Source organism: Pseudomonas sp. B16120 (assembly GCF_044218845.1).
GTDB classification, from domain to species: domain Bacteria; phylum Pseudomonadota; class Gammaproteobacteria; order Pseudomonadales; family Pseudomonadaceae; genus Aquipseudomonas; species Aquipseudomonas paracarnis.
Map to the genome: position 1 here is coordinate 1,443,513 of NZ_CP162588.1, position 22,864 is coordinate 1,466,376.

The following is a 22,864-nucleotide window of genomic DNA, read 5'->3' on the forward strand; positions in this document are numbered from 1 at the left end:
AAGCGGTTTTTTTTCGCCTCCCCAAAGCCCCTCCCCGCAGGGGCTTTTGCATTTCTCACCCGGAGATTTCCACCCATGCCCACCCGCCAAACCTACACCGTCCTCATCCCATTCCCCATCGGCAACGGCCATTGGTCCACCGCCGGCGAGGAACTGGAACTGCTCGACGTCGAAGCATCCGCCCTGCGCACCGCTGGCCGTCTGGAACTGACCAGCGTCCTCAACTCCACCCCCAAGAAGGCTGAATAACCATGGCAGAAGTCCTGAACTTCGAGCACAACGGCATCACTGTGAATGCCACTGAATCCCCCGAGGCCATGGGTGGCCTTGGCGATAACGTCATCGGCCTGGTCGGCACTGCGCCGAATGCCCATGCGTCAATCCCCAAAAACGCGCCGTTTCGCATCAACAGCTTCACCGCCCAGGCGCTGCTGGACCCTACCGGCACTGAGTCGGGCACCTTGTTCCAGGCGGTGTACCAGATCCTCAAGGTGGTCAAGGTGCCGGTCTATGTGGTCATCGTCGAAGAAGGCGCCACCCCGGCCGATACGATCAATAATGTGATCGGCGGCAACGACCCGGTCACCGGTCGCAAGCTGGGCCTGGCGGCCCTGAGCAGCGTGCCTGAAGACCTGACCATCATCGGCGCTCCAGGCTTTACCGGCACCAAGGCCGTGGCTGGTGAGTTCGCCTCCTTCGGCAAGCGCATCAAGGCCCGTGTGGTACTGGATGGCAAGGACGCGTCCGTTGCCGACCAAGTGACCTACAGCGGTGAACTGGGCGGGGCCGACCTCGGCTTCGACCGTTGCCTGCTGGTGCACAACATGCCGTCGGTGTACTCCAAAGCCGCGAAGAAGAACGTGTTCCTGTCGCCATCCTCGCTGGCCATCGCCGCATTGGCCAAGGTCAAGCAGTGGGAGAGTCCAGGTAACCAGGTGACCTTCGCCGAGGACGTTTCCCGCGTGGTCGAGTACAACATCCTCGACACCTCCACCGAAGGCGACCTGCTCAACCGCTATGGCGTGAGCTACTACGCCCGCACCATCCTCGGCGGCTTCTCGCTGTTGGGCAACCGCTCCATCACCGGCAAGTTCATCAGCTACGTCGGCCTGGAAGATGCCATCAGCCGCAAGCTGGTCAAGGCCGGCCAGAAAGCCATGGCCAAGAACCTCACCAAGTCCTTCATGGACCAGGAGGTTAAGCGCATCAACGACTGGCTGCAAACCCTGGTGGCCGACGAAACCATCCCCGGCGGCAGCGTGTACCTGCACCCGGAACTGAACAGCGTCGAGAAATACAAGAACGGCACCTGGTTCATCGTCATCGACTACGGCCGCTACGCGCCGAACGAACACATGGTTTATCAACTCAACGCCCGCGATGAAATCATCGAGCAGTTCCTGGAGGACGTTCTCTAATGTTTACCAACCGAGTCAGACAGGCCATTGCGGCCACCCTTCAAGGCCTGCCGTTGTCCGCAACCGTGGAAGAATTCACCCCGCCGAAGATCGAGTTCGACATGGAGGCCATGTCCGGCGGGCGCTTTATCGCCGAGGAAATGGCCAAGAGCGGCAAGGTGCTCAATGCCAAGCTGGTGCTGCAAGGTGCCGGCCCGCAAATCATGCTGGCCCTGGGCGTGCGCATGGGCGACGACATTTTGCTGAACGTGCGTGAAGCCGGCCAGGATCAAGACGGCAAGACCTATTTCACCTACCACACCGTGGGCGGCAAGCTCAAATCCCTGGAGGAGGCGAAGCTGAAAATGGGCGACAAGGCCACCACCACGCTGGAGCTGTCCTGCCGTACCTACAACCGTCTGGAAAATGGCATTTCGGTGATCGATATCGATGTGCGCACCCAGAAGTTCGTGCTCAACGGCGTCGACATCCTTGGCGATGCCCGCCGCGCCGTGCTGATGCCTTAAGGGCCGGCGCAATCTGAAGCGAGCACGGTCAAGGTGGGAGCTGGCTTGCCTGCGATGCAGGCGACTCGGTATCTCTGGAGCATCGAGTGGATGCCATCGCAGGCAAGCCAGCTCCCGCAGGGGCCGTGCTCAGGTTTAGATTTTTTGCACTTTTCAACACCGCTCAACAAGGAATTCCCCATGGCCTGGATGCCACCGTTGCACATCCTGCTGTCCCCGATCACCGCCGACACCGGTGCAATGATCGAGCAGGTTCAACTCAAACCGTTGTTCTATGCCGCGCAAAAAGACGCGCTGGCCCGGGCCGGTGATGACGAGGACGACCAGTTCTTCGAACTGGCGAAACTCGCCACCGGCCTGTCGGAAAAAGAGCTCGACCAACTCAAGCGCCCGGACTACGTGAGCATTGCGCAGTACGTACACGAAATGTCGACACGCCCGGCCTCGTTCTTCCTGAAAGAACAGGACGTGACGACCCACGACCAGCCTGTCCACCTGCTATTACCCCTGGAAGCCGCCGGCCGAAACCTGTCGGAACTGCCCCTGGAAATGCCCGCCCTGCGCGCTACCAAGGTGATGAAAAAACTCGCCACTAACAAAGAGCGCGCCGAGTTCATCACCGCCCATTGCACGGGCCTGATGATTCCCGATCTTGCCGGCCTGACCGTGCCCGACTGGACCGAGCTGCAGGAGCGCATCGACGATTTTTTAAACAAACCGGCGGACTTCTTTCGGAGCGCGACATCGAAGTGATTCTCGATGTAGTGCCGCTGGTTTACTCGGTGAACGAAGCGGAAATCCTCGATTGGGAAGCCGGCAAAGCATTGCGCCGCTACGACATCGCAATCAGTCGTCTTGGCGTCAAACAGGAGTAGAGCGCAATGGCAGATAGTAATCATGGAGCAGGGTCAGCCATTGCCAAGGACGGCGTGATGACTCAGGGCGCCCTTCAGATGACAGGAATGCAGGCCAGTCTCAAACCTATCACTCAAGCGCTGCCGAGCCCGCTTGAGGTGGCCCCGGGGAGTGCGGCGAGTTTGGCCCTGGCATTGGCCGATGCCAGCTTGCAGATCAAGCATCTGGCGGACGGGCAGGTACGGTTGGTCGATACGCTGGAGCTGTTCAACGTCTCGTTGCTCAAGGTGATGGACGCCCGGCAAGCTCAAACTGCCGGGAACGCAGAGGGCACGAAGACCGTCGCGGCTACAGACAAGCGTACACCCTCGCAGGCGCTGGACGCCGCGATGACTGATATTGATCAACTGTTGATGTTTGCCCGGCATGAGCGCAAGGCATTGCGTGAAGCCAACCTTGCCATGGCGTCCGAGCCGGTGGTAGCTGCCAGTGGTGCCAATGCCGTCGACCTCGCGAAGGTCGAGTATGCCGCCGCCCGTTCCGGTATCGGCAGTGATCGTAAGGACGCTTCGGGCAATATCGACCCCGTTGGGCGCCGGGCAGACCTGCAGCAGTTCGCTCGCGACGCTGCGATCATGGCGACGGCGTTCAAGATCGACGTCAAAAATGCCGGCGAAATCATGGGCGGCTGGCGCGAGTCAATGCACCTTGATCGCGCACAAGCCTTGGACCTTGCCGACGCAACAAACGTGCTGGGCACCCAGGTATCGCTCAAGGCCGAATCGGCGGATATCGGCGCTGTTGTGCAACTCCAGGGCGCTGCCGCGAAGGCTGCGGGCATGAGTCCCGAACAGGCTGCAGCGCTTTCGGCGGCGTTGTTGAGCGCAGGTAACAGCAAGGCTGTTGCTGGTGCCGGGCTGGAAAAAATCAGCACCGTCCTGGCTAAAGGCGACAACGCCTCTGCAGGGCAACGCAGTGCCTGGGCAGAGCTCAAGCTTGATCCAAAAGTACTCGCGGCGGGCATGAAACAGGACGCCCCACAGGCCGTGCTTACGGTGCTGGAGGCGCTCAAGTCGCAACCTGCCGAAAGGCAGGCGGTGCTGGCGACGCAGTTGTTCGACGGCAACCAGACGATTCTGAGCCTGGTACCGGTGATCGACAGCGTGAAACAGGCCTTTTCGCTGGTCGCAGAAAAATCCACCTACGCCACTTCGACGCTGGGCGACCAAGGTTCGGTGCTGCGTTCGGCCGCGGTTCGTGCGGACTCTACTTACGCGCGTCGGCAAGCCTACGAGGCCAGTACCACACGCTTGAGCACCGCCTCTGATACAGCGCTTGCCCCCGTTGTAGATGCCTCGCTGACCGCAATGAACGGCCTGGTCAGTGGCGTGGCTTGGCTCGCGGAAGGCCTGCCCAAGGCTGCCGCTGCCGTCGCCCTGGCGGGGGCGGTGCTGATCCCGGTGGTTTCTGGTGTTTTCGGTGCCGTGAAGGACAAGATTTTCGAAAAGGTCGCAGGGAAAGTGCTCGGAGAGGGGCCGGCAGCAGGGAATAAAACCACACCGCCGGACAGCCAGCGCAAAGCCCCGAGCAATGACGAGCACAGCGGTAATCGCCCGCCTGCTTCCGGCCCTGGCATCTCTGGCAAAGCGGCGAAGGTGAGCAAGCTGGCCAAAGGGGTCCCCCTGGGTTTGGTGGTGGCCCAGGCCGGTGTCGAGATGACGCAAGGCGCGATGACCGGAAACCTGGGTCAAGCGGTTGGCACTAGCGTGGGCTCTATCGGCGGCGGTGTTGCCGGCGGTGTCGTCGGTGATGTGGCTGGGATGGCGATAGGCCGAGCGGTCGGCACGCTGGCGGGAGCTGTTATCGGTTCGGTCGTTCCGGGTGCCGGCACAGTGTTGGGCGGTGTGATGGGCGGCGTCGCCGGGGGCGCAATCGGTAAGGTAGTCGGTGGTGCCGTGGGCACTTTCGTGGGCAGTGACGTCGGTGCGTGGCTGGCTGAAAAAGTGATGGGGGCGGGCGATCGCCTGCCATCCCCCACAGAGGTCAGCAAAAACCTCAACGCCCCTCAAGCCGACAACCGCCAAATCAACTTCGCCCCGCAAATCACCATCACCGCGCCTGAGCAAGCCAGCCATCAACAACTGGCGGCGCTCGTGGTGCAACAGATCGAAGCGCAATTTACCCCGCTGTCGATGGACAACCTGCTGGCGACCCGACGCGGCGCAGCACTCACCGATGGAGCTGTGTGATGCGACAACAGATGGTCTTGGGTACTTTTATTTTCGGGCTGTCCCGTGGGTTCGCCTACGACACGCTTGATCGTGGTAGCAGCGGGGGCTGGGTCAGTCTCGACATCATTGCCGGCAAACCTAAATCCAGCCAGGTCGGCCAGGGGCTCGAAACGCTGGCATTGGGCGGCAAGGCTGCGCGTGCCAATGGCATGGCGCGCCTGGATGAGTTGCGCACCCTGCAGGCCCTGCGTGCGCCGTTGCCTTTGGTGGACGGGTTAGGGCGTAACTGGGGGCTATGGACCATCCAGTCGATCAGTGAAAAACAAGCCAGCGTGATCGACGACGGGACGGCCATGGTGATCAATTGGACATTGTTACTGGAGGAGTTCGTCAATGCGTAGGGTTCGAAGTATTGCCGGCGACTCGGTGAACCTGTTGCTCTACCGCGAACTGGGGCGCAGTGACGACGCCGCAGAAGAAGCGTTGTGGCGCTTGAACCCGGAGTTGGCCGAACAGGGCGCGGTACTGCCGGCGGGCGTCAGCGTGCTGGTGCCCGAATTGGACGCGCAACCAGTTGCGAGCCGGCCGGTTTCCGCCTGGGATTAAGGAGCCATCATGGCACTCGGATTTACACCTGTAGTGGAGCTATACGGAGCCAATGCCGCGTTATTCAACGAGCGGCTCTTGGAGTGGGAACATACCGACGCAGCGGGGTTTGTATCTGATCAACTGAAGCTGACCCTCGATATCGAGGGGCTTGAAGGGCTGCCCGATCTGGGCGGCAAAATTGGCCTGCGTATTGGGTACCTGGAATCGGGCCTGGTGGATAAGGGCGTGTTCAATATCACCCAGCGCACGCCCTCGATGTTCCCATTGCGACTGGTGCTGGTGGCCACGGCGGCACCGTTCGACGAGCACGAATTCAAACAGCGCCGCACCGCCAGCCATGGTCCGATAACCCTGGGTGCGCTGTTTCGCCAACTGACCACCCGATACGGTTTTTCACCGCGTGTGGCGCCTGAACTCGACGGTGAGCCGATCGCGCACATCGATCAGACCAATGAAAGCGACATGGCTTTTCTGACGCGCCTGGCCAAGCGCTTCGATGCGGTGGCCAAGCCTGTCGATGAGCTGTATGTACTGGGGCGCAAAGGCCAGATCAAGACGCTGTCGGGCAAGGCATTGCCGGATGTACGGTTGTCGATCACCCATGATAATCGCCCAGGTGACCGCGCGTTCATCAGCGCCAGTTTCACCGAAACCAGCCGTGCCAAATACAACGGCGCGCAAACGTCATGGTGGGACGCGGCAGCCGGAAAACAGCGTGTCGTCAAGGTGGGCATCGCACCCTTCAAAGTGGTGACACAGCGCTACCAGAGCGAGGACGAAGCACGCTCGGCGGCGCAGGGAGAGATGCGGCGGGTGGGGCGCGAAGGGTTGCAGATTGATGTGGTCTGCCCTGGTAATCCTTCGTTGGCTGCTGAAGGCCTGTTGCTGCTGGATGAGTCGTGGCCGGGGTTCATGCAAGGGCGCTGGTCGATTAAAACGGTGACATCCAGGGGCGAGCGAAAAGGTGGCTATCGGAGTACGGTCCAGGCCAGCGGTTTGTCGGTGTAGATCCTTCCTTAGAGTAAAACCCATGGTAATCACACATGCTCAGCTTCTGGGTGTCATGCCTGGAGCCCGCCTTCGCGCGGGCATTTTTTTAACCTTTCTAAATGCGGCCTTTGCGGGGCATCAGATCAATACGGCCCGTCGCGTCGCCGCCTTCCTCGCCCAAATCGGCCACGAGTCTGCCCAGTTGCAGTACGTGCGCGAATTGGGCAGTGATCAATACTTGAGCAAATATGACACCGGCGTCTTGGGCGCGCGCCTGGGCAACACCCCGGAAGCGGACGGAGATGGACAAAAGTATCGCGGCAGAGGGTTGATCCAGATAACCGGCCGCCGTAATTACCTTGCGTGCAGCCAAGCACTGTTCGGCGATGATCGCCTGCTGCTCCAGCCGCAACTGCTGGAACAACCGCAATGGGCCTGCGAGTCCGCCGCCTGGTTCTGGCAAAGCAACGGCCTTAACGAACTTGCCGACAACGATCAGTTCACCACCATCACCCGTCGGATCAACGGCGGCCTCAATGGCCTGGACGACCGTTTGCAGTTGTGGGCGCGGGCGAAGGCGGTGCTCTGCGTTTCTTAGGTGCGTTTCGCCTGATCGGTGCGCGCCTGCTCATGGCGCATGTGTGGCAGGTGCAGGCCGTCGCGCATTAGCCTCTTGATGCACTCTGTACCTTGCATGGCCGATAGGCTCCTGTAGGGTAGGCGAACCCCCGCCCACTCCTGGAGACGACTGTGAAGGAAATCACTCAACTGGCTGCCGAACTGGGTCGCCGTTTGCAGGTGCTCAGTGCTCACGTGACCACTGCCGAGTCCTGTACCGGCGGCGGCATTGCCGAAGCCATCACGCGAATTCCGGGCAGCTCGGCCTGGTTCGAGGCGGGCTATGTCACCTATTCCAACCGGCAGAAGACCCGACAGTTGAATGTGCCGGAAAAACTGTTCGTCAAGGTCGGGGCTGTCAGCCAGGAAGTGGTGGAGGCGATGGCCCGCGGTGCGCAGGAAAAAAGCCTGGCGCGATTTGCCGTGGCGGTCAGCGGTGTGGCCGGCCCCGATGGCGGTTCGCCGGACAAGCCGGTGGGCACCGTTTGGCTGGCCTTTGCCGTGGGCGACGAGGTGACCGCCGAGCTTGCGCACTTCCCCGGCAACCGCGACGAGGTCCGCCGACAAACGGTAAAAGCCGCGCTGGAGGGCTTGTTGCGACGAGCTGCAGCAGAAATAGACAATCAGGGGTAGGCGATCACCGATCTTTGTGGAACAATACTGTCTACTTATACAGGTGTTGGCCGTCAGGCCTTATTGATTACGTGAGGACTTTAATGGACGACAACAAGAAGAAAGCCTTGGCTGCGGCCCTGGGTCAGATCGAACGTCAATTCGGCAAGGGTGCCGTAATGCGTATGGGCGATCACGACCGTCAGGCGATCCCGGCTATTTCCACTGGCTCTCTGGGTCTGGACATCGCGCTCGGCATTGGTGGCCTGCCAAAAGGCCGTATCGTTGAAATCTACGGTCCTGAATCTTCCGGTAAAACCACCCTGACCCTGTCGGTGATTGCCCAGGCGCAAAAGATGGGCGCTACCTGCGCGTTCGTCGACGCCGAGCACGCCCTGGATCCTGAATACGCCGGCAAGCTGGGCGTCAACGTCGATGACCTGCTGGTTTCCCAGCCGGACACCGGCGAGCAAGCCCTGGAAATCACCGACATGCTGGTGCGCTCCAACGCCATCGACGTGATCGTGGTCGACTCCGTGGCGGCCCTGGTGCCCAAGGCTGAAATCGAAGGCGAAATGGGCGACATGCACGTGGGCCTGCAAGCCCGCCTGATGTCCCAGGCGCTGCGTAAAATTACCGGTAACATCAAGAACGCCAACTGCCTGGTGATCTTCATCAACCAGATCCGTATGAAGATCGGCGTGATGTTCGGCAGCCCGGAAACCACCACCGGTGGTAACGCGCTGAAGTTCTACGCTTCGGTCCGTCTGGATATCCGTCGTACTGGCGCGGTGAAGGAAGGTGACGAGGTTGTCGGTAGCGAAACCCGCGTCAAGGTCGTGAAGAACAAAGTGGCCCCGCCATTCCGTCAGGCTGAGTTCCAGATTCTCTACGGCAAGGGTATCTACCTGAACGGCGAGATGATCGACCTGGGCGTACTGCACGGTTTTGTCGAGAAGTCCGGTGCCTGGTATGCCTACAACGGCAGCAAGATCGGTCAGGGCAAGGCCAACTCGGCCAAGTTCCTGGCAGACAATCCGGATATCGCTGCCACGCTTGAGAAGCAGATCCGCGACAAGCTTCTGACCGCAGCGCCGGACGTGAAAGCGGCTGCCAACCGCGAGCCGGTAGATGAAATGGAAGAAGCCGATACTGACGTCTGAAGCAAACGATGACTGTTGTACTGGATACACTCGTCGCCGTTCGGCGCACTGCGATGGACCTGCTCGCTCGCCGCGAGCATGGTCGAGTCGAGCTGACACGTAAGTTGCGTCAGCGCGGCGCAGAGCCAGAGATGATCGAAACAGCCCTCGACCGGTTAACGGAAGAAGGGCTGTTGTCGGAAGCCCGTTACCTTGAAAGCTTTGTGTCTTACCGCGCACGTTCCGGTTACGGCCCTGCGCGGATTCGCGAGGAGTTAAGCCAACGTGGACTGCAACGTGCCGATATTGACCTTGCGCTACGTGAGTGCGGTATCAATTGGCAGTCGCAGTTGGAAGACACCTGGCGTCGCAAATTTGCGGGGCATCTTCCGATTGATGCCAAAGAACGTGCGAAGCAAGGTCGCTTCTTGAGTTATCGCGGGTTTTCGATGGACATGATCAGCCGCTTGTTGAGCGGCCGGGATATGGACGACTGAACGCCAAAAAACAAAAGGCCCACTATGAAAATAGTGGGCCTTTTTTTTTGCCTGCAAAAAATCACGCTGTCTCTGGCGTCATCCGTTGCTGGGCCTTGCCCTGAGCCTGTGCCCAGTTCTCCGGCAGGTTGATGTAATCCACCAACTCCCGCAATCGCCCCTGATCGCGACCGTTGAAATTGAACACCAGGCGCGTCAAATGGCTGAATCTCGGTTCGTCATGGTCTTCGCCCGTATAGGCGAGTTGCTGGAATTCGCCACTGAGCCGCAGGCTGGCAAACGCTTGCTGCATATGGGCGAGGGCACGCTCACTCAGGGGATGATTCATGCGCACCACAAACTCACGCTTAAGCCAGCGGGTGGAGTGGAAGTTGGCGTAGAACTGGTTGATTTCGTCTACGGCCTCTTCGGCGCTGTAGACCAGGCGGACCAGTTTGAGGTCGGTGGGCAGGATATAGCGATTGGCTTCCAACTGACTGCGGATGAAATCCAGGGCGCCTTGCCAGAACCCACCGCCCGGCGCATCCAGTAGCACTACCGGCACCAGTGGGCTCTTGCCGGTCTGGATCAGGGTCAGCACTTCCAATGCCTCGTCGAGGGTGCCGAAACCGCCAGGGCACAACACCAGTGCGTCGGCTTCCTTGACGAAGAACAGCTTGCGGGTAAAGAAGAAGTGGAATGACAGCAGGTTGTCGGTGCCATCAATGGTTGGGTTGGCATGCTGTTCAAAGGGCAGGGTGATATTGAACCCTAGGCTGTGCTCCAGGCCCGCACCTTCGTGGGCCGCGGCCATGATGCCGCCACCGCCACCGGTGATGACCATCAGGTCGGACCGTGCCAACGCCGCACCTACCTCTCGGGCTAGCGCATACAGGGGGCTTTCCACTGGCGTACGCGCCGAGCCGAATACCGTGACTTTGCGCCGGCCCTTGAATTGTTCGAGCACCCGAAAGGCATGATCCAATTCGCGAATGGCGCGCAGGGTGATCTTGGCGTTCCAGCGATCACGGTCGTCCTGGGCCATGCGCAGGACGGTGAGAATCATGTCTCGATAAAGGGAGATATTCGGGCTGTTGGGGGCGATCAACTGAATTTGTGCGTCGACCTGCTGGGCGAGGTCGGTCCCGTTTTCTTCAAAATGACGAAGCAACAAATCATTCGATTCATAAGGCATTCAATTTCTCCTTCTCTACAGGGCCTGGGTAGTCGACGAGAACGTCGCCTGGGCCACGACACTGCTTGTGTCGCGGCATGCCGCAGGAGGGCAGGCCTTTTTTGCCCTGAAAATGTGACAGAACAGCGTTAAAAACTGTGGTGGGCGGGCATCTGGGATGAGCTGATCATGGGCCGAAAAACCCTTGGCTGGCAACCGCTTATTGATGGCTCATTAGGCAGTTTAGTCGTTGACAGCAAACGCAGCGGGGGCGTGCGCGCCGCTGGGCAGCGGCGCGGGAGGGGCAAGCAAAGGTTACTTTTTCTTCTTCGTCGGAGCCGGGCAATCGGCCTCTGCGAACTTGACCGAGGCCACCGGGCGATTGGTCTTGTTCTCGGTGATTTCATAGCGCATCACTGCGCCCTTGGCCATCAGCTCGCGGTAGCCCGGGTTGGTGCATACACTGCGGCCCAGCTGGAAATACACAGCCTTGGGGTTGGCGCGCATCTGTTCGGCACGGTCAGGCAACACGCTGAGGTGATCGATCAGTTGCATCCCTTCAACGGTGTAGGCGACTTCCAGGGTTTTTTCGTCGATTTCCCGGGGCAGGTCCTTGTTGCTTTCGGCCGCGACGCTTTGCAGCTTCTTGTTCATTTGAGCCTCCAGCAGCGAGGCCGCGTGGGCGCCCATAGGCAAGACCAGCGCAAGGGCGACGGATGGGGCAACAAGGCGCAGCATGGAACGCAGCATGAAACTCTCCTGATTCGGTTACTGGTGCATAGACCAGCCACTGGGCTGTGCGTTCAGTGGCGCGCAATTATAGGTGAGCCCTTGCCACTACAGCCAGGCGTATCGCTGGTAAACTGCGGGACTTCTGTTTTTCACGAGTTTGTTCCGTGTCGATTTCTTCTACTTCGCCGCGTGCCCGATGAGTCACGCCGTCTCCCGTTTGCGTACCCAGCGTCTGGCGCGTGCCGTCAGGCCGTTTCTCAATCGGGGTTCGCGTGCTGAGCGCTGTCCCGGCTGTCGGGTCATTCCTGAGTACTGCCTGTGTGCCTGGCGGCCTCAGGTAGAAGCCAAGTCCGCCATGTGCCTGTTGATGCATGACGTTGAACCGATGAAGCCCAGTAACACGGGCTGGCTGATCGCCGATGTCATACACGACACCACCGCGTTTGCCTGGTCGCGTACCGAAGTCGACCCCGAGTTGCTCAGGTTGCTGGCCGACCCGCAGTGGCAACCCTACATCGTATTTCCCGGTGAATTCGTGGCGCCGCAACGGGTGGTCAGTGAAGTGCGCGTGGAGGAGGGCAAGCGCCCACTGTTCATCCTGTTGGACGGCACCTGGAGCGAAGCGCGCAAGATGTTTCGCAAAAGTCCCTATCTGGAACATTTACCGGTGCTGAGCCTGGCGCCCGAACAGTTGTCACGCTACAAACTACGGCGCTCCAAGCGCGATGACCATTTCTGCACCGCCGAGGTGGCGGCGCTGTGCCTGGAGCTGGCCGATGACCTGGCCGCCAGCGAAGTGCTGGATGCCTACCTTGATGTGTTCAGCACCCATTACCTGGCTGCCAAATTCCAACTGTCATTGGATGCGGAGGACACCGTGCATACCCGCCTTGCACCCTACATCCCGGCGGGATAACCAGACGACGTTTGCATGATGGCACTGTAAGCCCGCAACCCGCTAAAATCCCCACGGGCGTAGTGCTTGACCCTCCAGGCTACGCTGGGCATGCTGTGCGCCGATTGGGCGCAACCGTGAATTATCGACGTCGTTTCATGTGTTTTTGACGTTGAGCGGGCCCTGTGGCGATCGCTGCCTGGCCGTCGCCTCGTGTATTGGTGAACCCTGAACCCATCAGGGCTCCCATAAAAAACAGGATCATTTAACCAATGGCCACATACGAAATCCTGATTGCCGATGACCACCCGCTGTTTCGCAGCGCACTGCATCAGGCCGTAACCCTGGGCCTTGGCCCCGATGTACGTCTGGTCGAAGTGGCCAGCATTGCCGAACTGGAAGCCCGCCTGACTGAAAAATCCGACTGGGATCTGGTGTTGCTCGACCTGAACATGCCGGGCGCGTACGGTTTCTCCGGGCTGGTGCTGCTGCGCGGCCAATACCCGCAGATCCCCGTGGTGATGGTGTCGGCCCAGGAAGAAGCCGACGTGGTGGTGCGCTCCAAAGAGTTTGGCGCCAGCGGCTTCATTCCCAAGTCCAGCGCGATGGAGGATATCCAGAAAGCCGTGCGCACGGTGTTGGACGGCGATGTGTCCTGGCCACCCCAGGCGTTTGAAGAAATCAATGTGTCCGATGAAGCCAAGGCCGCCCGCGATGGCCTGGCCAGCTTGACGCCCCAGCAGTTCCGAGTATTGACCATGGTCTGCGAAGGGTTGTTGAACAAGCAGATTGCTTACGAATTGAGTGTGTCGGAAGCGACCATCAAGGCCCACGTTACGGCGATTTTCCGTAAGTTGGGCGTGCGTACGCGCACTCAGGCGGCGTTGCTTTTGCAGCAACTCGAGTCCATCTCGCAACATTAAGTTACAGCCGCTTCACGCTTTTTTGACTTTGCGTGATCTAGCTTCCCCACTTCTTTGGTTCAGTTGCCTACATCTATGTCGCCTTTCAAGGGTCAAACCGGTATCAAACGTATCTTCAATGCAGGGGGCTATTCCCTGGATGGCCTGCGTGCGGCTTTCACTGGCGAGGCGGCATTCCGCCAACTGGTATTGCTGAATGTCATCCTGATTCCCGTGAGCTTTTTCCTGCAGGTCAGCCGGGTTGAACGGGCGCTGCTGATTGCAGTGTGTTTGTTGGCGCTGATCGTCGAATTGCTCAACTCAGCGGTAGAAGCGGCCATTGACCGTATTTCCCTGGACCGCCACCCGCTGTCGAAAAACGCCAAGGACATGGGCAGCGCCGCGCAATTAGTGGCACTGACCATGATCACCCTGGTATGGGCCGTAATCCTGATCTGACGATCAAGCGATACTCGGCAGCACGATCTCGTCGCTGCGCTGCACCCCGGCGGTGAAAGCGCGGCACAGTTCGAGAAATTCGCGCATCGCCGAGGTCTGGTACTTCTGCTTGTGCCAGATGAAGTAGAACTGCCGGGCCAGGTCCAGGTCCGGGGTTTCTACCGGCACCAGGCTGCCGCGACGGAACGCGTCGCGTAGCGCCAGCCGCGAAATGCAGCCAATCCCCAACCCCGACTCCACAGCCCGCTTGATTGCCTCGGTATGTTCCAGCTCCAGGCGGATATTCAGCGCGCTGCGATGATGGCGCATGGCCTGGTCAAAGGTCAGGCGCGTGCCAGAGCCTTGTTCGCGCAGGATCCACGCTTCGTGGGTCAGCTCATCCATGCTTGCCACGCCACGCTTGGCCAGATGATGCTGGGGCGCGCAAAACACCACCAGCTCGTCTTCTACCCAGGTTTGCACTTCGATATCCGGGTGGCTGCAGTCACCTTCGATTAGACCCAGGTCAATTTCGTAGTGCGCCACCTGATGCACGATATGGGCAGTGTTCTGCACATGCAGCTTTACCTGGCTCTCGGGGTGTTGCTGCATAAAGCTGCCAATCAGCAGTGTCGCCAGGTAATTGCCTATGGTCAGCGTGGCGCCGACCGCCAGGGAACCGAAGCCTGACTTGCCGTTGAGCAGGTCTTCGATCTCCTTGGCCTGGTCCAGCAATGCCACCGCCTGGGGCAACAGCTGGTGACCGAGGGCGTTGAGGCTCAGGCGTTTACCGGCGCGGTCGAATAATTGACAGCTGGATTGACGCTCCAGCTCGGTGATTGAGGTGCTGGCGGCGGATTGAGATAAGGCCAGAAGGCCAGCAGCGCGCGAGACGCTTTCCTGCTGGGCGACGGCGACGAAAACTTGCAGTTGACGGAGAGTAAATCGCATATCGATATAACCGATAACCCTTATCTTAATAATCCAGTTAACAGATATTGTCGCCGCCATTAGAATGCTGTGCAATTGCGCATCCTTACCTTTGGCGCAGACCCATTTCCAGGAGTCCCCCGTACATGAGCAACATGAACCACGAGCGTGTCCTCAGTGTTCATCACTGGAACGACACTCTGTTCAGCTTCAAGTGCACCCGCGATCCGGGCCTGCGCTTCGAGAACGGTCAGTTCGTGATGATCGGCCTGCAACAGCCCAACGGCCGCCCGCTCATGCGCGCTTACTCCATTGCCAGCCCGAACTGGGAAGAGCATCTGGAGTTCTTCAGCATCAAGGTGCCCGATGGCCCGCTGACTTCCCAGTTGCAGCATCTGAAGGAAGGCGACGAGATCATCATCAGCAAAAAACCGACAGGCACCCTGGTGCTTGACGATTTGAAGCCGGGCAAGCATCTGTATCTGCTCAGCACCGGTACTGGCCTCGCCCCGTTCATGAGTGTGATCCAGGACCCGGAGACCTATGAGCGTTTCGAAAAAGTGATCCTGTGCCACGGCGTGCGTTACGTCAACGAAGTTGCCTACCGCGAATTCATCACCGAGCACCTGCCGCAGAACGAGTTCTTCGGTGAGGCCCTGCGTGACAAGTTGATCTACTACCCGACCGTGACCCGCGAGCCGTTCGAAAACGAAGGCCGCCTGACCGACCTGATGCGCAGCGGCAAGCTGTTCAGCGACATTGGCCTGCCGCCAATCAATCCCGAGGACGACCGCGCCATGCTGTGCGGCAGCCCAAGCATGTTGGACGAGACCAGCGAAGTGTTGAACAGCTTCGGCCTGAAAGTTTCGCCACGGATGCGTGAGCCGGGTGACTACCTGATCGAGCGTGCGTTCGTCGAGAAGTAATACGAGAGTCAGTAACACCAGCGATCCCAAAAAATGTGGGAGCTGGCTTGCTTGCGATAGCATCACCTCGGTTCAACTGAACCACTGAGGTGTCTGCATCGCAGGCAAGCCAGCTCCCACATTTGGTTTTCGCCCTATTTAGCCGAAACCACTTCCAGCACACAAATCATCCCCGGCTCCGGGTAGTGCCAGCGCACATCCACATCCCAGAACCGCACACCGTATTCCCGTTCTGAGGTAGGAACCTGATACGCCGGCCGCGGATCCTGTGCCAGACACTGTTCAATCAACTCCACCAACGGTTCACCAAGGCGCTGTGCATGGCCTTGCGCCTGTTGCAGTGCAGCCTTGAGCCATTGCACGCCGATCAGCGCGGGCGCATTGCTGGCGATGCCGTTGGTGGCCGCATCCACGATATCGGCATACGGCACATACGGCTTGATATCCAGCACCGGCGTGCCATCGAGCAAATCTATGCCCGATATCCACAACCGCCCCGGTTCCACCTTGTCCAGCTTCACCACCGACTGGCCGATGCCATTGGGACGATGGGTTGCGCGGGTGGCAAACACACCCATGGACGTATTGCCGCCCAGGCGTGGCGGGCGCACTTTCAGGCGTGGCTTGTCTTCCAGTGCCTGATGAAACAGAAACAGCAGCCACACATGGCTGACCTGCTCCAGCCCCTGCACCGCCTCACCCTGGTCGAACGGCGCCACCAGCTCCAGCACGCCACGGGCAGCCGGTGCCAGTTGCGGTTGGCGCGGGATGGCGAACTTCTCCTTGAAACAGGAGCGTACGAAGCCGACGGGCGAGACCTGGTAACTCATGGGCTTAGGCACGGACCCGCAAGGTCAGGCCCTTGAGGAAGTTACGCAGCAACTGATCGCCACAGGTGCGGTAGTTGGTATGACCAAACTTACGGAACAGCGCGCTCAGCTCTGGCTTGGACACCGGGAACTCCGCCGCCTTGAGGATTGCATGCATGTCGTCTTCCTTCAGTTCGAAGGCCACACGCAGCTTTTTCAGGATGATGTTGTTGGTCACCGGGGTTTCGATTGGTTGCGGCGGGCGGCTTTCGTTCTTGCCGCGCTTGAAGATCACCAGACCATCGAGAAAGTGGGCCATGACTTCATCCGGGCAGAACACAAAGCCTTCTTCCTCATCTTTCTTGAGGTAGGTCAGCAGGTCTTCCTTGGTCACGTCCATGCCGCCGAGCTTGATGATCTCGACCATCTTGTTGTCGCTGATGTCGAGCATGTAGCGCACGCTGCGCAGTACGTCGTTGTGAATCATGGTGGGCAATCCTGGTATTCAACTGATGACACCGACGGAATCAGGCGGTGTCGGGAAAAGGGAACGGCTTAAAACTTTTCTTTGCCGGACAGGTAACGCCATTGGCCCACTGGCACCTTGCCAATGGACACGCCGCCGATGCGGATGCGGCGGATGGCGATGACTTTCAGGCCAACGGCTTCGCAGAACAGCGCGATCACGCCGGGTTGCGGGTTTTTCAGCGCAAAGCGCAGGCGGTTCTCGTTCTGCCAGCTGGCTTTGACGGCAGGCAGCTCTTTGCCTTTGTAGGTCAGGCCGTGGTTCAGGCGGTTAAGGCCGTGGGCAACCATGTCGCCTTCGACTTCCACCACGTATTCCTGCTCGATCTTGGCGGCATCGGCGGTCAACTTGCGCAGAATCTTCCAGTCTTGGGTGAACACTAGCAGGCCACTGGCCTTAGCTTGCAGGTCGGCGCTGGCGCTCAGGCGCAGGAAATGCCCCTTGAGCGGACGCTTGCCGAAGCGGTGTTCTTCAGAGAGGGTTTCGGCGCTGATCGAGGCCATGGCGGTTTCAGCATCCATGCCTGCGGGGGCGTGCATCAGGATGGTCACCGGCTCTGGCGCGGTGGCTTTAGCTTCCGGGTCCAGCTCGACCTTCTCGTCAGTGACCTTGAACTGCGGCTCGTCGATCACTTCGCCGTCCACCGAGACCCAGCCGCCTTCGATAAACAGCTCAGCCTCCCGACGGGAGCAACCGACCAGTTCGATAAGGCGTTTGGAGAGGCGTATGGGGTCAGTCATGACAAGGGCCGTAACAAAAGGGGGCCACTATTGTACCTGCCTGGCGCCGGTTAATCCCGGCCCCATTTCAGCCCATGGGCCATAACAATTACTTAACTGACGCAACACGGGCCAAATGTGGGAGCTGGCTTGCCTGCGAAGGCGGTATACCAGCACCGGATGGGTAGACTGACCCGACGCCTTCGCGGGCAAGCCAGCTCCCACAGTTCATGCATTACGGGCCTGTTGCTGCTGGCGCAGACGCAGGTGCAGCAATGGATAAGGCTGCCCAAGCCCATCATGTTCTGTTCGCCCGATTACCTCGAAGCCTTGCTTGAGGTAAAAACCCAGGGCCTGGGGGTTCTGTTCGTTGACGTCCAGTTCATCGGCGTTCATGTGTTCGATCGCGTAGCCCAGCAATTGCCGGCCCAGCCCCTGGCCACGGTAGCGCGGGTCGATAAACAGCATTTCCACCTTGCCCGCCGACACCCCGGCGAAGCCGGTAATGTGCTGGCGCACGTCCTTGGTGCAGATCAGCATGACCGCATCGAGATAGCGGCTCAGCACCAGGTTTTTCAACATGTCGATATAGCTGTCCGGGAGGAAGTCGTGGGTGGCGCGTACCGAGTCCTCCCAGATCTGCACCAGGCGTGCGTAGTCGCTGGTTTTAGGTGTGTGAATCACCGAATGCTGACGCATACCCGCTGTCCCTTGCTGTATTCGGGGTTGATGGACAATACGATAGACCTAAAAAAGCCCCGCATCTTCTCAGAGGCGAGGCTTTTTTATCACCGTGCGATCAGTCGCGCTTTTCAGCCCACAAGTCGTACTCGTCGGCGTCGGTCACGGTGCACCAGACTTTGTCACCCGGCTTCAGGCCGCTGGCATCGTCGATAAACACGTTACCGTCAATTTCAGGGGCGTCGAAGAAGCAACGACCCACCGCGCCTTGCTCGTCGACTTCATCGATCAGCACTTCGATTTCCTTGCCGATGCGCAGTTGCAGGCGTGCCGAGCTGATCGCCTGCTGGTGCGCCATGAAGCGCTCCCAACGGTCTTGCTTGACGTCGTCCGGCACCACGGCCAGGTCCAGCAGGTTGGCCGGAGCACCTTCCACCGGCGAGTACTGGAAGCAACCGACGCGGTCCAGCTGCGCTTCGGTCAGCCAGTCCAGCAGGTACTGGAAGTCTTCCTCGGTCTCGCCGGGGAAACCGACGATGAAGGTGGAGCGGATGATCAGCTCCGGGCAGATCTCGCGCCAGTTCTTGATGCGTGCCAGGGTCTTGTCTTCAAACGCCGGACGTTTCATCGCCTTGAGCACTTTCGGGCTGGCGTGCTGGAACGGGATGTCTAGGTACGGCAGGATCTTGCCGGCGGCCATCAACGGGATCAACTCGTCCACGTGCGGGTAAGGGTAAACATAGTGCAGGCGCACCCACACGCCCAGGCTGCTGAGGGCTTCGCACAGCTCGGTCATGCGGGTTTTCACCGGCGCGCCGTTCCAGAAACCGGTGCGGTATTTCACATCGACGCCGTAGGCGCTGGTGTCCTGGGAGATCACCAGCAGTTCCTTGACGCCAGACTTGACCAGACGCTGGGCCTCGTCGAGCACATCACCCACCGGGCGGCTTACCAGTTTGCCGCGCATCGACGGGATGATGCAGAAGCTGCAGCTGTGGTTGCAGCCTTCGGAAATCTTCAGATATGCGTAGTGGCGTGGGGTCAGCTTGATGCCTTGAGGCGGCACCAGGTCGATCAGCGGGTTGTGATCCTGGCGTGGCGGCACCACCTCGTGCACAGCGTTGACCACTTGCTCGTACTGCTGCGGGCCGGTCACCGCCAGCACACTCGGGTGCACGTTACGGATATTGCCTTCTTCCACCCCCATGCAGCCGGTCACGATGACCTTGCCGTTTTCCTTGATGGCTTCGCCGATCACTTCCAGGGATTCGGCCTTGGCCGAGTCGATGAAGCCGCAGGTGTTGACCACCACCACATCGGCGTCCTGGTAAGTGGACACGACGTCGTAGCCTTCCATACGCAATTGCGTGAGGATGCGCTCGGAGTCGACAAGCGCCTTCGGGCAACCCAGGGAAACAAAGCCAACCTTGGGGTTGGCTTTTGCGATGGTGGTGGACATGTCTAACCTCGGTATTGAATGACGCTGCCGGTCGTGCACGACAAGGCAACGGATGGGCGCTTGGTGCGCCTCTGATCAAAAAGTGCGCAATTCTATCGGTGGGCAACGCACTTGACCAGCTTTATGCAGGGAAATACGACGAGTGCTGCGCCGGGTCATCCCCATAGCCACTGGCGCGCGCTTAAGCCTGGACGTCTTGTTCTGTTCGGTGCGATACCACTTTAGACATACCCACACCTAACGCCTGGAGGACTTTAAGCAAAGTGGAGAGCTTAGGATCACCGCCGACGCCGATGGACCTGTAGAGGTTTGCTCGATTGAGTCCTGTGTTCTGCGACAAGCTGAGCATCCCACCACGAGCTTCCGCCACTCGACGGATAGCGACAAGGAAAGCGTCCTCGCCACCGGCTTCATCTATTTCCTCAAGCGCGACAGATAAATATTCGAGGGCGAATGCTTCGTCGTTGCGAAGCATTTCCAGAACGCTATCTTCGTGCGGGCGGGTACGAATGGTCATTTTTGCTGCACCTTGTAAGATTTCCAGAGAGCCTTGGCCTGATCGATATCGTTCTGCTGTCTGGCCTTCGAACCACCGCCCAATAGGAAAATGATTTTTCGATCCTGGACTGCGTAATACACGCGAAACCCCGGGCCGAAATCGAGCTTCATTTCAAAGACCCCATCACCCACTGGCTCGGTAACGCCAAAGTGACCAAGGGACGCCCGATCCACTCTGGTGGTGATTCTTGCTTTCGAACGCGTGTCCAGCACTGTATCCAGCCAAGCCTGGTAGATATCCACGCCATTGATTGACAGTACGTGTTTCACTTCGTACATGAGGAATGTACCTTAAAAGAGACAGCTCGATAATTGAGTTTTTATATCGACTGCGTGCCATGCGAATGCACGATTGACTGATCAGGTAACCCGGCCAAGGCGCTCCTGCTCACACCACCCAGGCATCACGACTGAGCCGGGCCAGGAATATACGGTTGGCGGTGCATGTGATCAATGCAGGCAAAAAGGCGCCAAAGTGCTGCTGTGGCCTCTATGACTGATTGCCTAAAACGACATCCCGTTCACTTGAACGGGGAAATGCGACGAGTGCTGCGCTATGCTTCGCGCCGTTGCGCACGGGTAAAGCCCTTGGGTCAATAAAACGTCTGTTACGAGAAGTAAAACAGCGCATGCTAGGGTCAGCTTAGAAGCGCTGTTTATAAAAGACCTCAGGTCAAAGGGCAGGAGTGGTTGATGGGTCAGGCAAGTAGTCAGGCAGCAGGTGCCGAGCATTCAAAAGCCAAGCCGATTGGCATGCTGGTGGCGGCGGTCGGGGTGGTTTATGGCGATATCGGGACCAGCCCGCTCTACACCCTTAAAGAGGTGTTCAACGGCGGTTATGGGGTGCAGGTCAACCATGACGGTGTCTTGGGGATCCTTGCGCTGATCTTCTGGTCGCTGATCTGGGTGGTGTCGATCAAGTACGTGCTGTTCGTGCTGCGTGCCGACAACCAGGGCGAGGGCGGCATCATGGCCCTCACCGCGTTGGCCCGGCGAGCTGCCGGGAAGCACACGAAATTGCGCAGTTTCCTGGTGGTGTGTGGCCTGTGTGGCGCGGCGTTGTTCTACGGCGACAGCATGATCACCCCGGCAATTTCGGTGTTGTCGGCCATCGAAGGCTTGGAACTGGCGTTCGACGGCCTGGAAAAATGGGTGGTGCCCATTGCCCTGGTGGTGCTGGTGGCGCTGTTCCTGATCCAGAAACACGGCACCGACCGCATCGGCAAGCTGTTTGGCCCGGTGATGGTGACCTGGTTCCTGGTGTTGGGCGGCCTGGGGGTGTACGGCATCCTGCAGCAACCCGAAGTGCTCAATGCACTGAACCCGGCATGGGGTGTGCGCTTCTTCATGGTTCACCCCGGTATTGGCGTGGCGATCCTCGGCGCGGTGGTGCTGGCATTGACCGGCGCTGAAGCGTTGTACGCCGACATGGGCCACTTCGGCCGCAAACCCATCGCCCGCGCCTGGTTCCTGCTGGTGCTGCCGGCGCTGGTGCTCAACTATTTTGGCCAGGGCGCGATGCTGCTGGGCGATCCGGAGGCGGCGCGCAACCCGTTCTACCTGCTGGCGCCGAGCTGGGCCCTGGTCCCGTTGGTGGGCTTGTCCACCATGGCCACGGTGATTGCTTCCCAGGCGGTGATTTCCGGCGCGTTTTCGTTGACCCGCCAGGCGATCCAGTTGGGTTACATCCCGCGCATGCATATCCAGCACACCTCCAGTGCCGAACAGGGCCAAATCTACATCGGTGCGGTGAACTGGTCGTTGATGGTCGGTGTGATCCTGCTGGTCCTAGGCTTCGAATCCTCCGGTGCCCTGGCCTCGGCCTACGGCGTAGCTGTGACGGGCACCATGCTGATGACCACCATCCTGGTGTCGGCGGTGATGCTGCTGCTGTGGAAATGGCCACCGGTGCTGGCCGTGCCGCTGTTGCTCTGCTGCCTGTTGGTGGATGGCCTGTTCTTCGCAGCCAACGCGCCGAAGATCCTCCAGGGCGGCGCCTTCCCGGTACTGGCGGGGATCGTGCTGTTTGTGCTGATGACCACCTGGAAGCGCGGCAAGCAATTGCTCGTCGGCCGTCTCGACGAGGGTGGCCTGCCGTTGCCGATCTTCATCAGCAGCATCCGCGTACAGCCGCCCCATCGCGTTCAGGGTACGGCAGTGTTCCTCACCGCGCGGCCCGACGCCGTGCCCCATGCTCTATTGCATAACCTGCTGCATAACCAAGTGCTGCATGAGCAGGTGGTACTGTTGACCGTGGTTTACGAAGACATTCCACGGGTGCCAGCGGCGCGACGCTTCGAGGTGGATGCCTACGGCGAAGGCTTCTTCCGCGTGATCCTGCACTTCGGTTTCACCGATGAGCCGGATGTGCCTGAAGCGCTGAAACTGTGCCATCTGGATGACCTGGACTTCAGCCCGATGCGCACCACTTACTTCCTCAGCCGTGAAACGGTGATTGCCTCGCGCATCAAAGGCATGGCCCGTTGGCGCGAAGTGTTGTTTGCCTTCATGTTGAAAAACGCCAACGGCAACCTGCGGTTCTTCAAACTGCCGGTCAACCGTGTGATCGAGCTGGGTACCCAGGTCGAGATGTAAGGCGCTGCCTACCGGGAGCCGGCAATCGGCTCCCGCTTTCCTTCTGAACCCTGTGCAAACGAT

General features: G+C 59.5%; 28 protein-coding genes. 18 read left to right on the forward strand and 10 right to left on the reverse strand.

Features of this window, described 5'->3' with window-relative positions:
- The first annotated feature begins 75 nt into the window (after positions 1-75).
- The 13 genes from AB4P90_RS06840 to recX all read left to right on the forward strand — a co-directional run bounded on the left by AB4P90_RS06840 (position 76) and on the right by recX (position 9,478).
- Positions 76-249, forward strand: a complete 174-nt coding sequence (locus AB4P90_RS06840) for a hypothetical protein (RefSeq protein WP_003189022.1) — start codon at positions 76-78, stop codon at positions 247-249.
- Between the two features lie 2 nt (positions 250-251).
- Complete coding sequence (locus AB4P90_RS06845; protein WP_014717166.1) at positions 252-1,418, forward strand: tail protein; 1,167 nt, start codon at positions 252-254, stop codon at positions 1,416-1,418.
- Positions 1,418-1,924: a phage major tail tube protein gene (locus AB4P90_RS06850; protein ID WP_014717167.1), complete on the forward strand. Its 507-nt coding sequence runs from the start codon at positions 1,418-1,420 to the stop codon at positions 1,922-1,924. Before AB4P90_RS06845 ends, AB4P90_RS06850 begins: the two co-directional genes overlap by 1 nt.
- Positions 1,925-2,104: 180 nt before the next feature.
- Complete coding sequence (locus AB4P90_RS06855; RefSeq protein WP_014717168.1) at positions 2,105-2,677, forward strand: phage tail assembly protein; 573 nt, start codon at positions 2,105-2,107, stop codon at positions 2,675-2,677.
- The gene (locus tag AB4P90_RS06860; protein WP_014717169.1) at positions 2,674-2,799 is read left to right on the forward strand and encodes a hypothetical protein; all 126 of its coding nucleotides are present in this window, start codon (positions 2,674-2,676) and stop codon (positions 2,797-2,799) included. The genes AB4P90_RS06855 and AB4P90_RS06860 overlap by 4 nt, the downstream gene beginning before the upstream one ends.
- Positions 2,800-2,805: 6 nt before the next feature.
- A complete protein-coding gene (locus AB4P90_RS06865; protein WP_014717170.1) occupies positions 2,806-5,028 on the forward strand; it encodes a phage tail tape measure protein in 2,223 nt (740 codons plus the stop codon).
- The gene (locus AB4P90_RS06870) at positions 5,028-5,411 is read left to right on the forward strand and encodes a phage tail protein (protein ID WP_014717171.1); all 384 of its coding nucleotides are present in this window, start codon (positions 5,028-5,030) and stop codon (positions 5,409-5,411) included. The genes AB4P90_RS06865 and AB4P90_RS06870 overlap by 1 nt, the downstream gene beginning before the upstream one ends.
- A complete protein-coding gene (locus tag AB4P90_RS06875; RefSeq protein WP_014717172.1) occupies positions 5,404-5,616 on the forward strand; it encodes a tail protein X in 213 nt (70 codons plus the stop codon). The genes AB4P90_RS06870 and AB4P90_RS06875 overlap by 8 nt, the downstream gene beginning before the upstream one ends.
- Positions 5,617-5,625: 9 nt before the next feature.
- Entirely contained in the window at positions 5,626-6,627 is a 1,002-nt protein-coding gene (locus tag AB4P90_RS06880) for a contractile injection system protein, VgrG/Pvc8 family (RefSeq protein WP_032872893.1), read from the forward strand.
- Positions 6,628-6,649: 22 nt separating this feature from the next.
- A complete protein-coding gene (locus AB4P90_RS06885) occupies positions 6,650-7,207 on the forward strand; it encodes a glycoside hydrolase family 19 protein (RefSeq protein WP_014717174.1) in 558 nt (185 codons plus the stop codon).
- A gap of 152 nt (positions 7,208-7,359) precedes the next feature.
- Complete coding sequence (locus AB4P90_RS06890; RefSeq protein ID WP_014717175.1) at positions 7,360-7,860, forward strand: CinA family protein; 501 nt, start codon at positions 7,360-7,362, stop codon at positions 7,858-7,860.
- Positions 7,861-7,943: 83 nt separating this feature from the next.
- Positions 7,944-9,002, forward strand: a complete 1,059-nt coding sequence (recA, locus tag AB4P90_RS06895) for a recombinase RecA (protein WP_014717176.1) — start codon at positions 7,944-7,946, stop codon at positions 9,000-9,002.
- Between the two features lie 8 nt (positions 9,003-9,010).
- The gene (recX, locus tag AB4P90_RS06900) at positions 9,011-9,478 is read left to right on the forward strand and encodes a recombination regulator RecX (RefSeq protein ID WP_014717177.1); all 468 of its coding nucleotides are present in this window, start codon (positions 9,011-9,013) and stop codon (positions 9,476-9,478) included.
- Positions 9,479-9,539: 61 nt separating this feature from the next.
- Here the strand turns inward: recX and AB4P90_RS06905 are convergent, their stop codons facing one another.
- Entirely contained in the window at positions 9,540-10,652 is a 1,113-nt protein-coding gene (locus AB4P90_RS06905; RefSeq protein WP_103451335.1) for a TIGR00730 family Rossman fold protein, read from the reverse strand.
- A gap of 294 nt (positions 10,653-10,946) precedes the next feature.
- Positions 10,947-11,381 carry a PA3611 family quorum-sensing-regulated virulence factor gene (locus AB4P90_RS06910; protein WP_014717179.1) on the reverse strand — a complete coding sequence of 145 codons (435 nt, stop codon included), beginning with the start codon at positions 11,379-11,381 and terminating at the stop codon, positions 10,947-10,949.
- A gap of 178 nt (positions 11,382-11,559) precedes the next feature.
- Here AB4P90_RS06910 and AB4P90_RS06915 point away from each other — a divergent pair, with 178 nt between their 5' ends.
- From AB4P90_RS06915 to AB4P90_RS06925, 3 genes are all read left to right on the forward strand, one after another.
- Positions 11,560-12,279, forward strand: a complete 720-nt coding sequence (locus AB4P90_RS06915; RefSeq protein WP_014717180.1) for a tRNA-uridine aminocarboxypropyltransferase — start codon at positions 11,560-11,562, stop codon at positions 12,277-12,279.
- Positions 12,280-12,530: 251 nt separating this feature from the next.
- Complete coding sequence (gene erdR / locus AB4P90_RS06920) at positions 12,531-13,181, forward strand: response regulator transcription factor ErdR (protein ID WP_003189050.1); 651 nt, start codon at positions 12,531-12,533, stop codon at positions 13,179-13,181.
- A 75-nt stretch (positions 13,182-13,256) separates the two neighbouring features.
- Entirely contained in the window at positions 13,257-13,619 is a 363-nt protein-coding gene (locus AB4P90_RS06925; RefSeq protein WP_395605765.1) for a diacylglycerol kinase, read from the forward strand.
- A gap of 3 nt (positions 13,620-13,622) precedes the next feature.
- On the opposite strand, the gene AB4P90_RS06930 is transcribed toward AB4P90_RS06925, so the two are convergent.
- Positions 13,623-14,549, reverse strand: coding sequence for a LysR family transcriptional regulator (locus tag AB4P90_RS06930; protein ID WP_010212678.1), 927 nt, complete (start codon positions 14,547-14,549; stop codon positions 13,623-13,625).
- 125 nt (positions 14,550-14,674) lie between these two features.
- Between AB4P90_RS06930 and fpr the strand changes: the two genes are divergently transcribed.
- Positions 14,675-15,454: a ferredoxin-NADP reductase gene (gene fpr, locus AB4P90_RS06935; RefSeq protein ID WP_003189055.1), complete on the forward strand. Its 780-nt coding sequence runs from the start codon at positions 14,675-14,677 to the stop codon at positions 15,452-15,454.
- A 134-nt stretch (positions 15,455-15,588) separates the two neighbouring features.
- Here fpr and tsaA read toward each other — a convergent pair whose 3' ends face one another.
- From tsaA to AB4P90_RS06970, 7 genes are all read right to left on the reverse strand, one after another.
- Positions 15,589-16,284, reverse strand: a complete 696-nt coding sequence (gene tsaA / locus AB4P90_RS06940) for a tRNA (N6-threonylcarbamoyladenosine(37)-N6)-methyltransferase TrmO (RefSeq protein ID WP_038449092.1) — start codon at positions 16,282-16,284, stop codon at positions 15,589-15,591.
- A gap of 4 nt (positions 16,285-16,288) precedes the next feature.
- Complete coding sequence (locus tag AB4P90_RS06945; RefSeq protein ID WP_395605766.1) at positions 16,289-16,750, reverse strand: DUF1456 family protein; 462 nt, start codon at positions 16,748-16,750, stop codon at positions 16,289-16,291.
- Positions 16,751-16,818: 68 nt separating this feature from the next.
- Positions 16,819-17,529 carry an rRNA pseudouridine synthase gene (locus tag AB4P90_RS06950; RefSeq protein ID WP_032903270.1) on the reverse strand — a complete coding sequence of 237 codons (711 nt, stop codon included), beginning with the start codon at positions 17,527-17,529 and terminating at the stop codon, positions 16,819-16,821.
- A gap of 207 nt (positions 17,530-17,736) precedes the next feature.
- The gene (locus AB4P90_RS06955; protein ID WP_020301153.1) at positions 17,737-18,207 is read right to left on the reverse strand and encodes a GNAT family N-acetyltransferase; all 471 of its coding nucleotides are present in this window, start codon (positions 18,205-18,207) and stop codon (positions 17,737-17,739) included.
- Between the two features lie 100 nt (positions 18,208-18,307).
- Entirely contained in the window at positions 18,308-19,648 is a 1,341-nt protein-coding gene (rimO, locus tag AB4P90_RS06960; protein ID WP_003231334.1) for a 30S ribosomal protein S12 methylthiotransferase RimO, read from the reverse strand.
- A 181-nt stretch (positions 19,649-19,829) separates the two neighbouring features.
- Complete coding sequence (locus AB4P90_RS06965; RefSeq protein ID WP_034126496.1) at positions 19,830-20,165, reverse strand: addiction module antidote protein; 336 nt, start codon at positions 20,163-20,165, stop codon at positions 19,830-19,832.
- Positions 20,162-20,485, reverse strand: coding sequence for a type II toxin-antitoxin system RelE/ParE family toxin (locus AB4P90_RS06970; protein WP_019817718.1), 324 nt, complete (start codon positions 20,483-20,485; stop codon positions 20,162-20,164). The genes AB4P90_RS06965 and AB4P90_RS06970 overlap by 4 nt, the downstream gene beginning before the upstream one ends.
- A gap of 414 nt (positions 20,486-20,899) precedes the next feature.
- Here AB4P90_RS06970 and AB4P90_RS06975 point away from each other — a divergent pair, with 414 nt between their 5' ends.
- Entirely contained in the window at positions 20,900-22,801 is a 1,902-nt protein-coding gene (locus AB4P90_RS06975; RefSeq protein ID WP_014717187.1) for a potassium transporter Kup, read from the forward strand.
- Positions 22,802-22,864 lie beyond the last annotated feature (63 nt).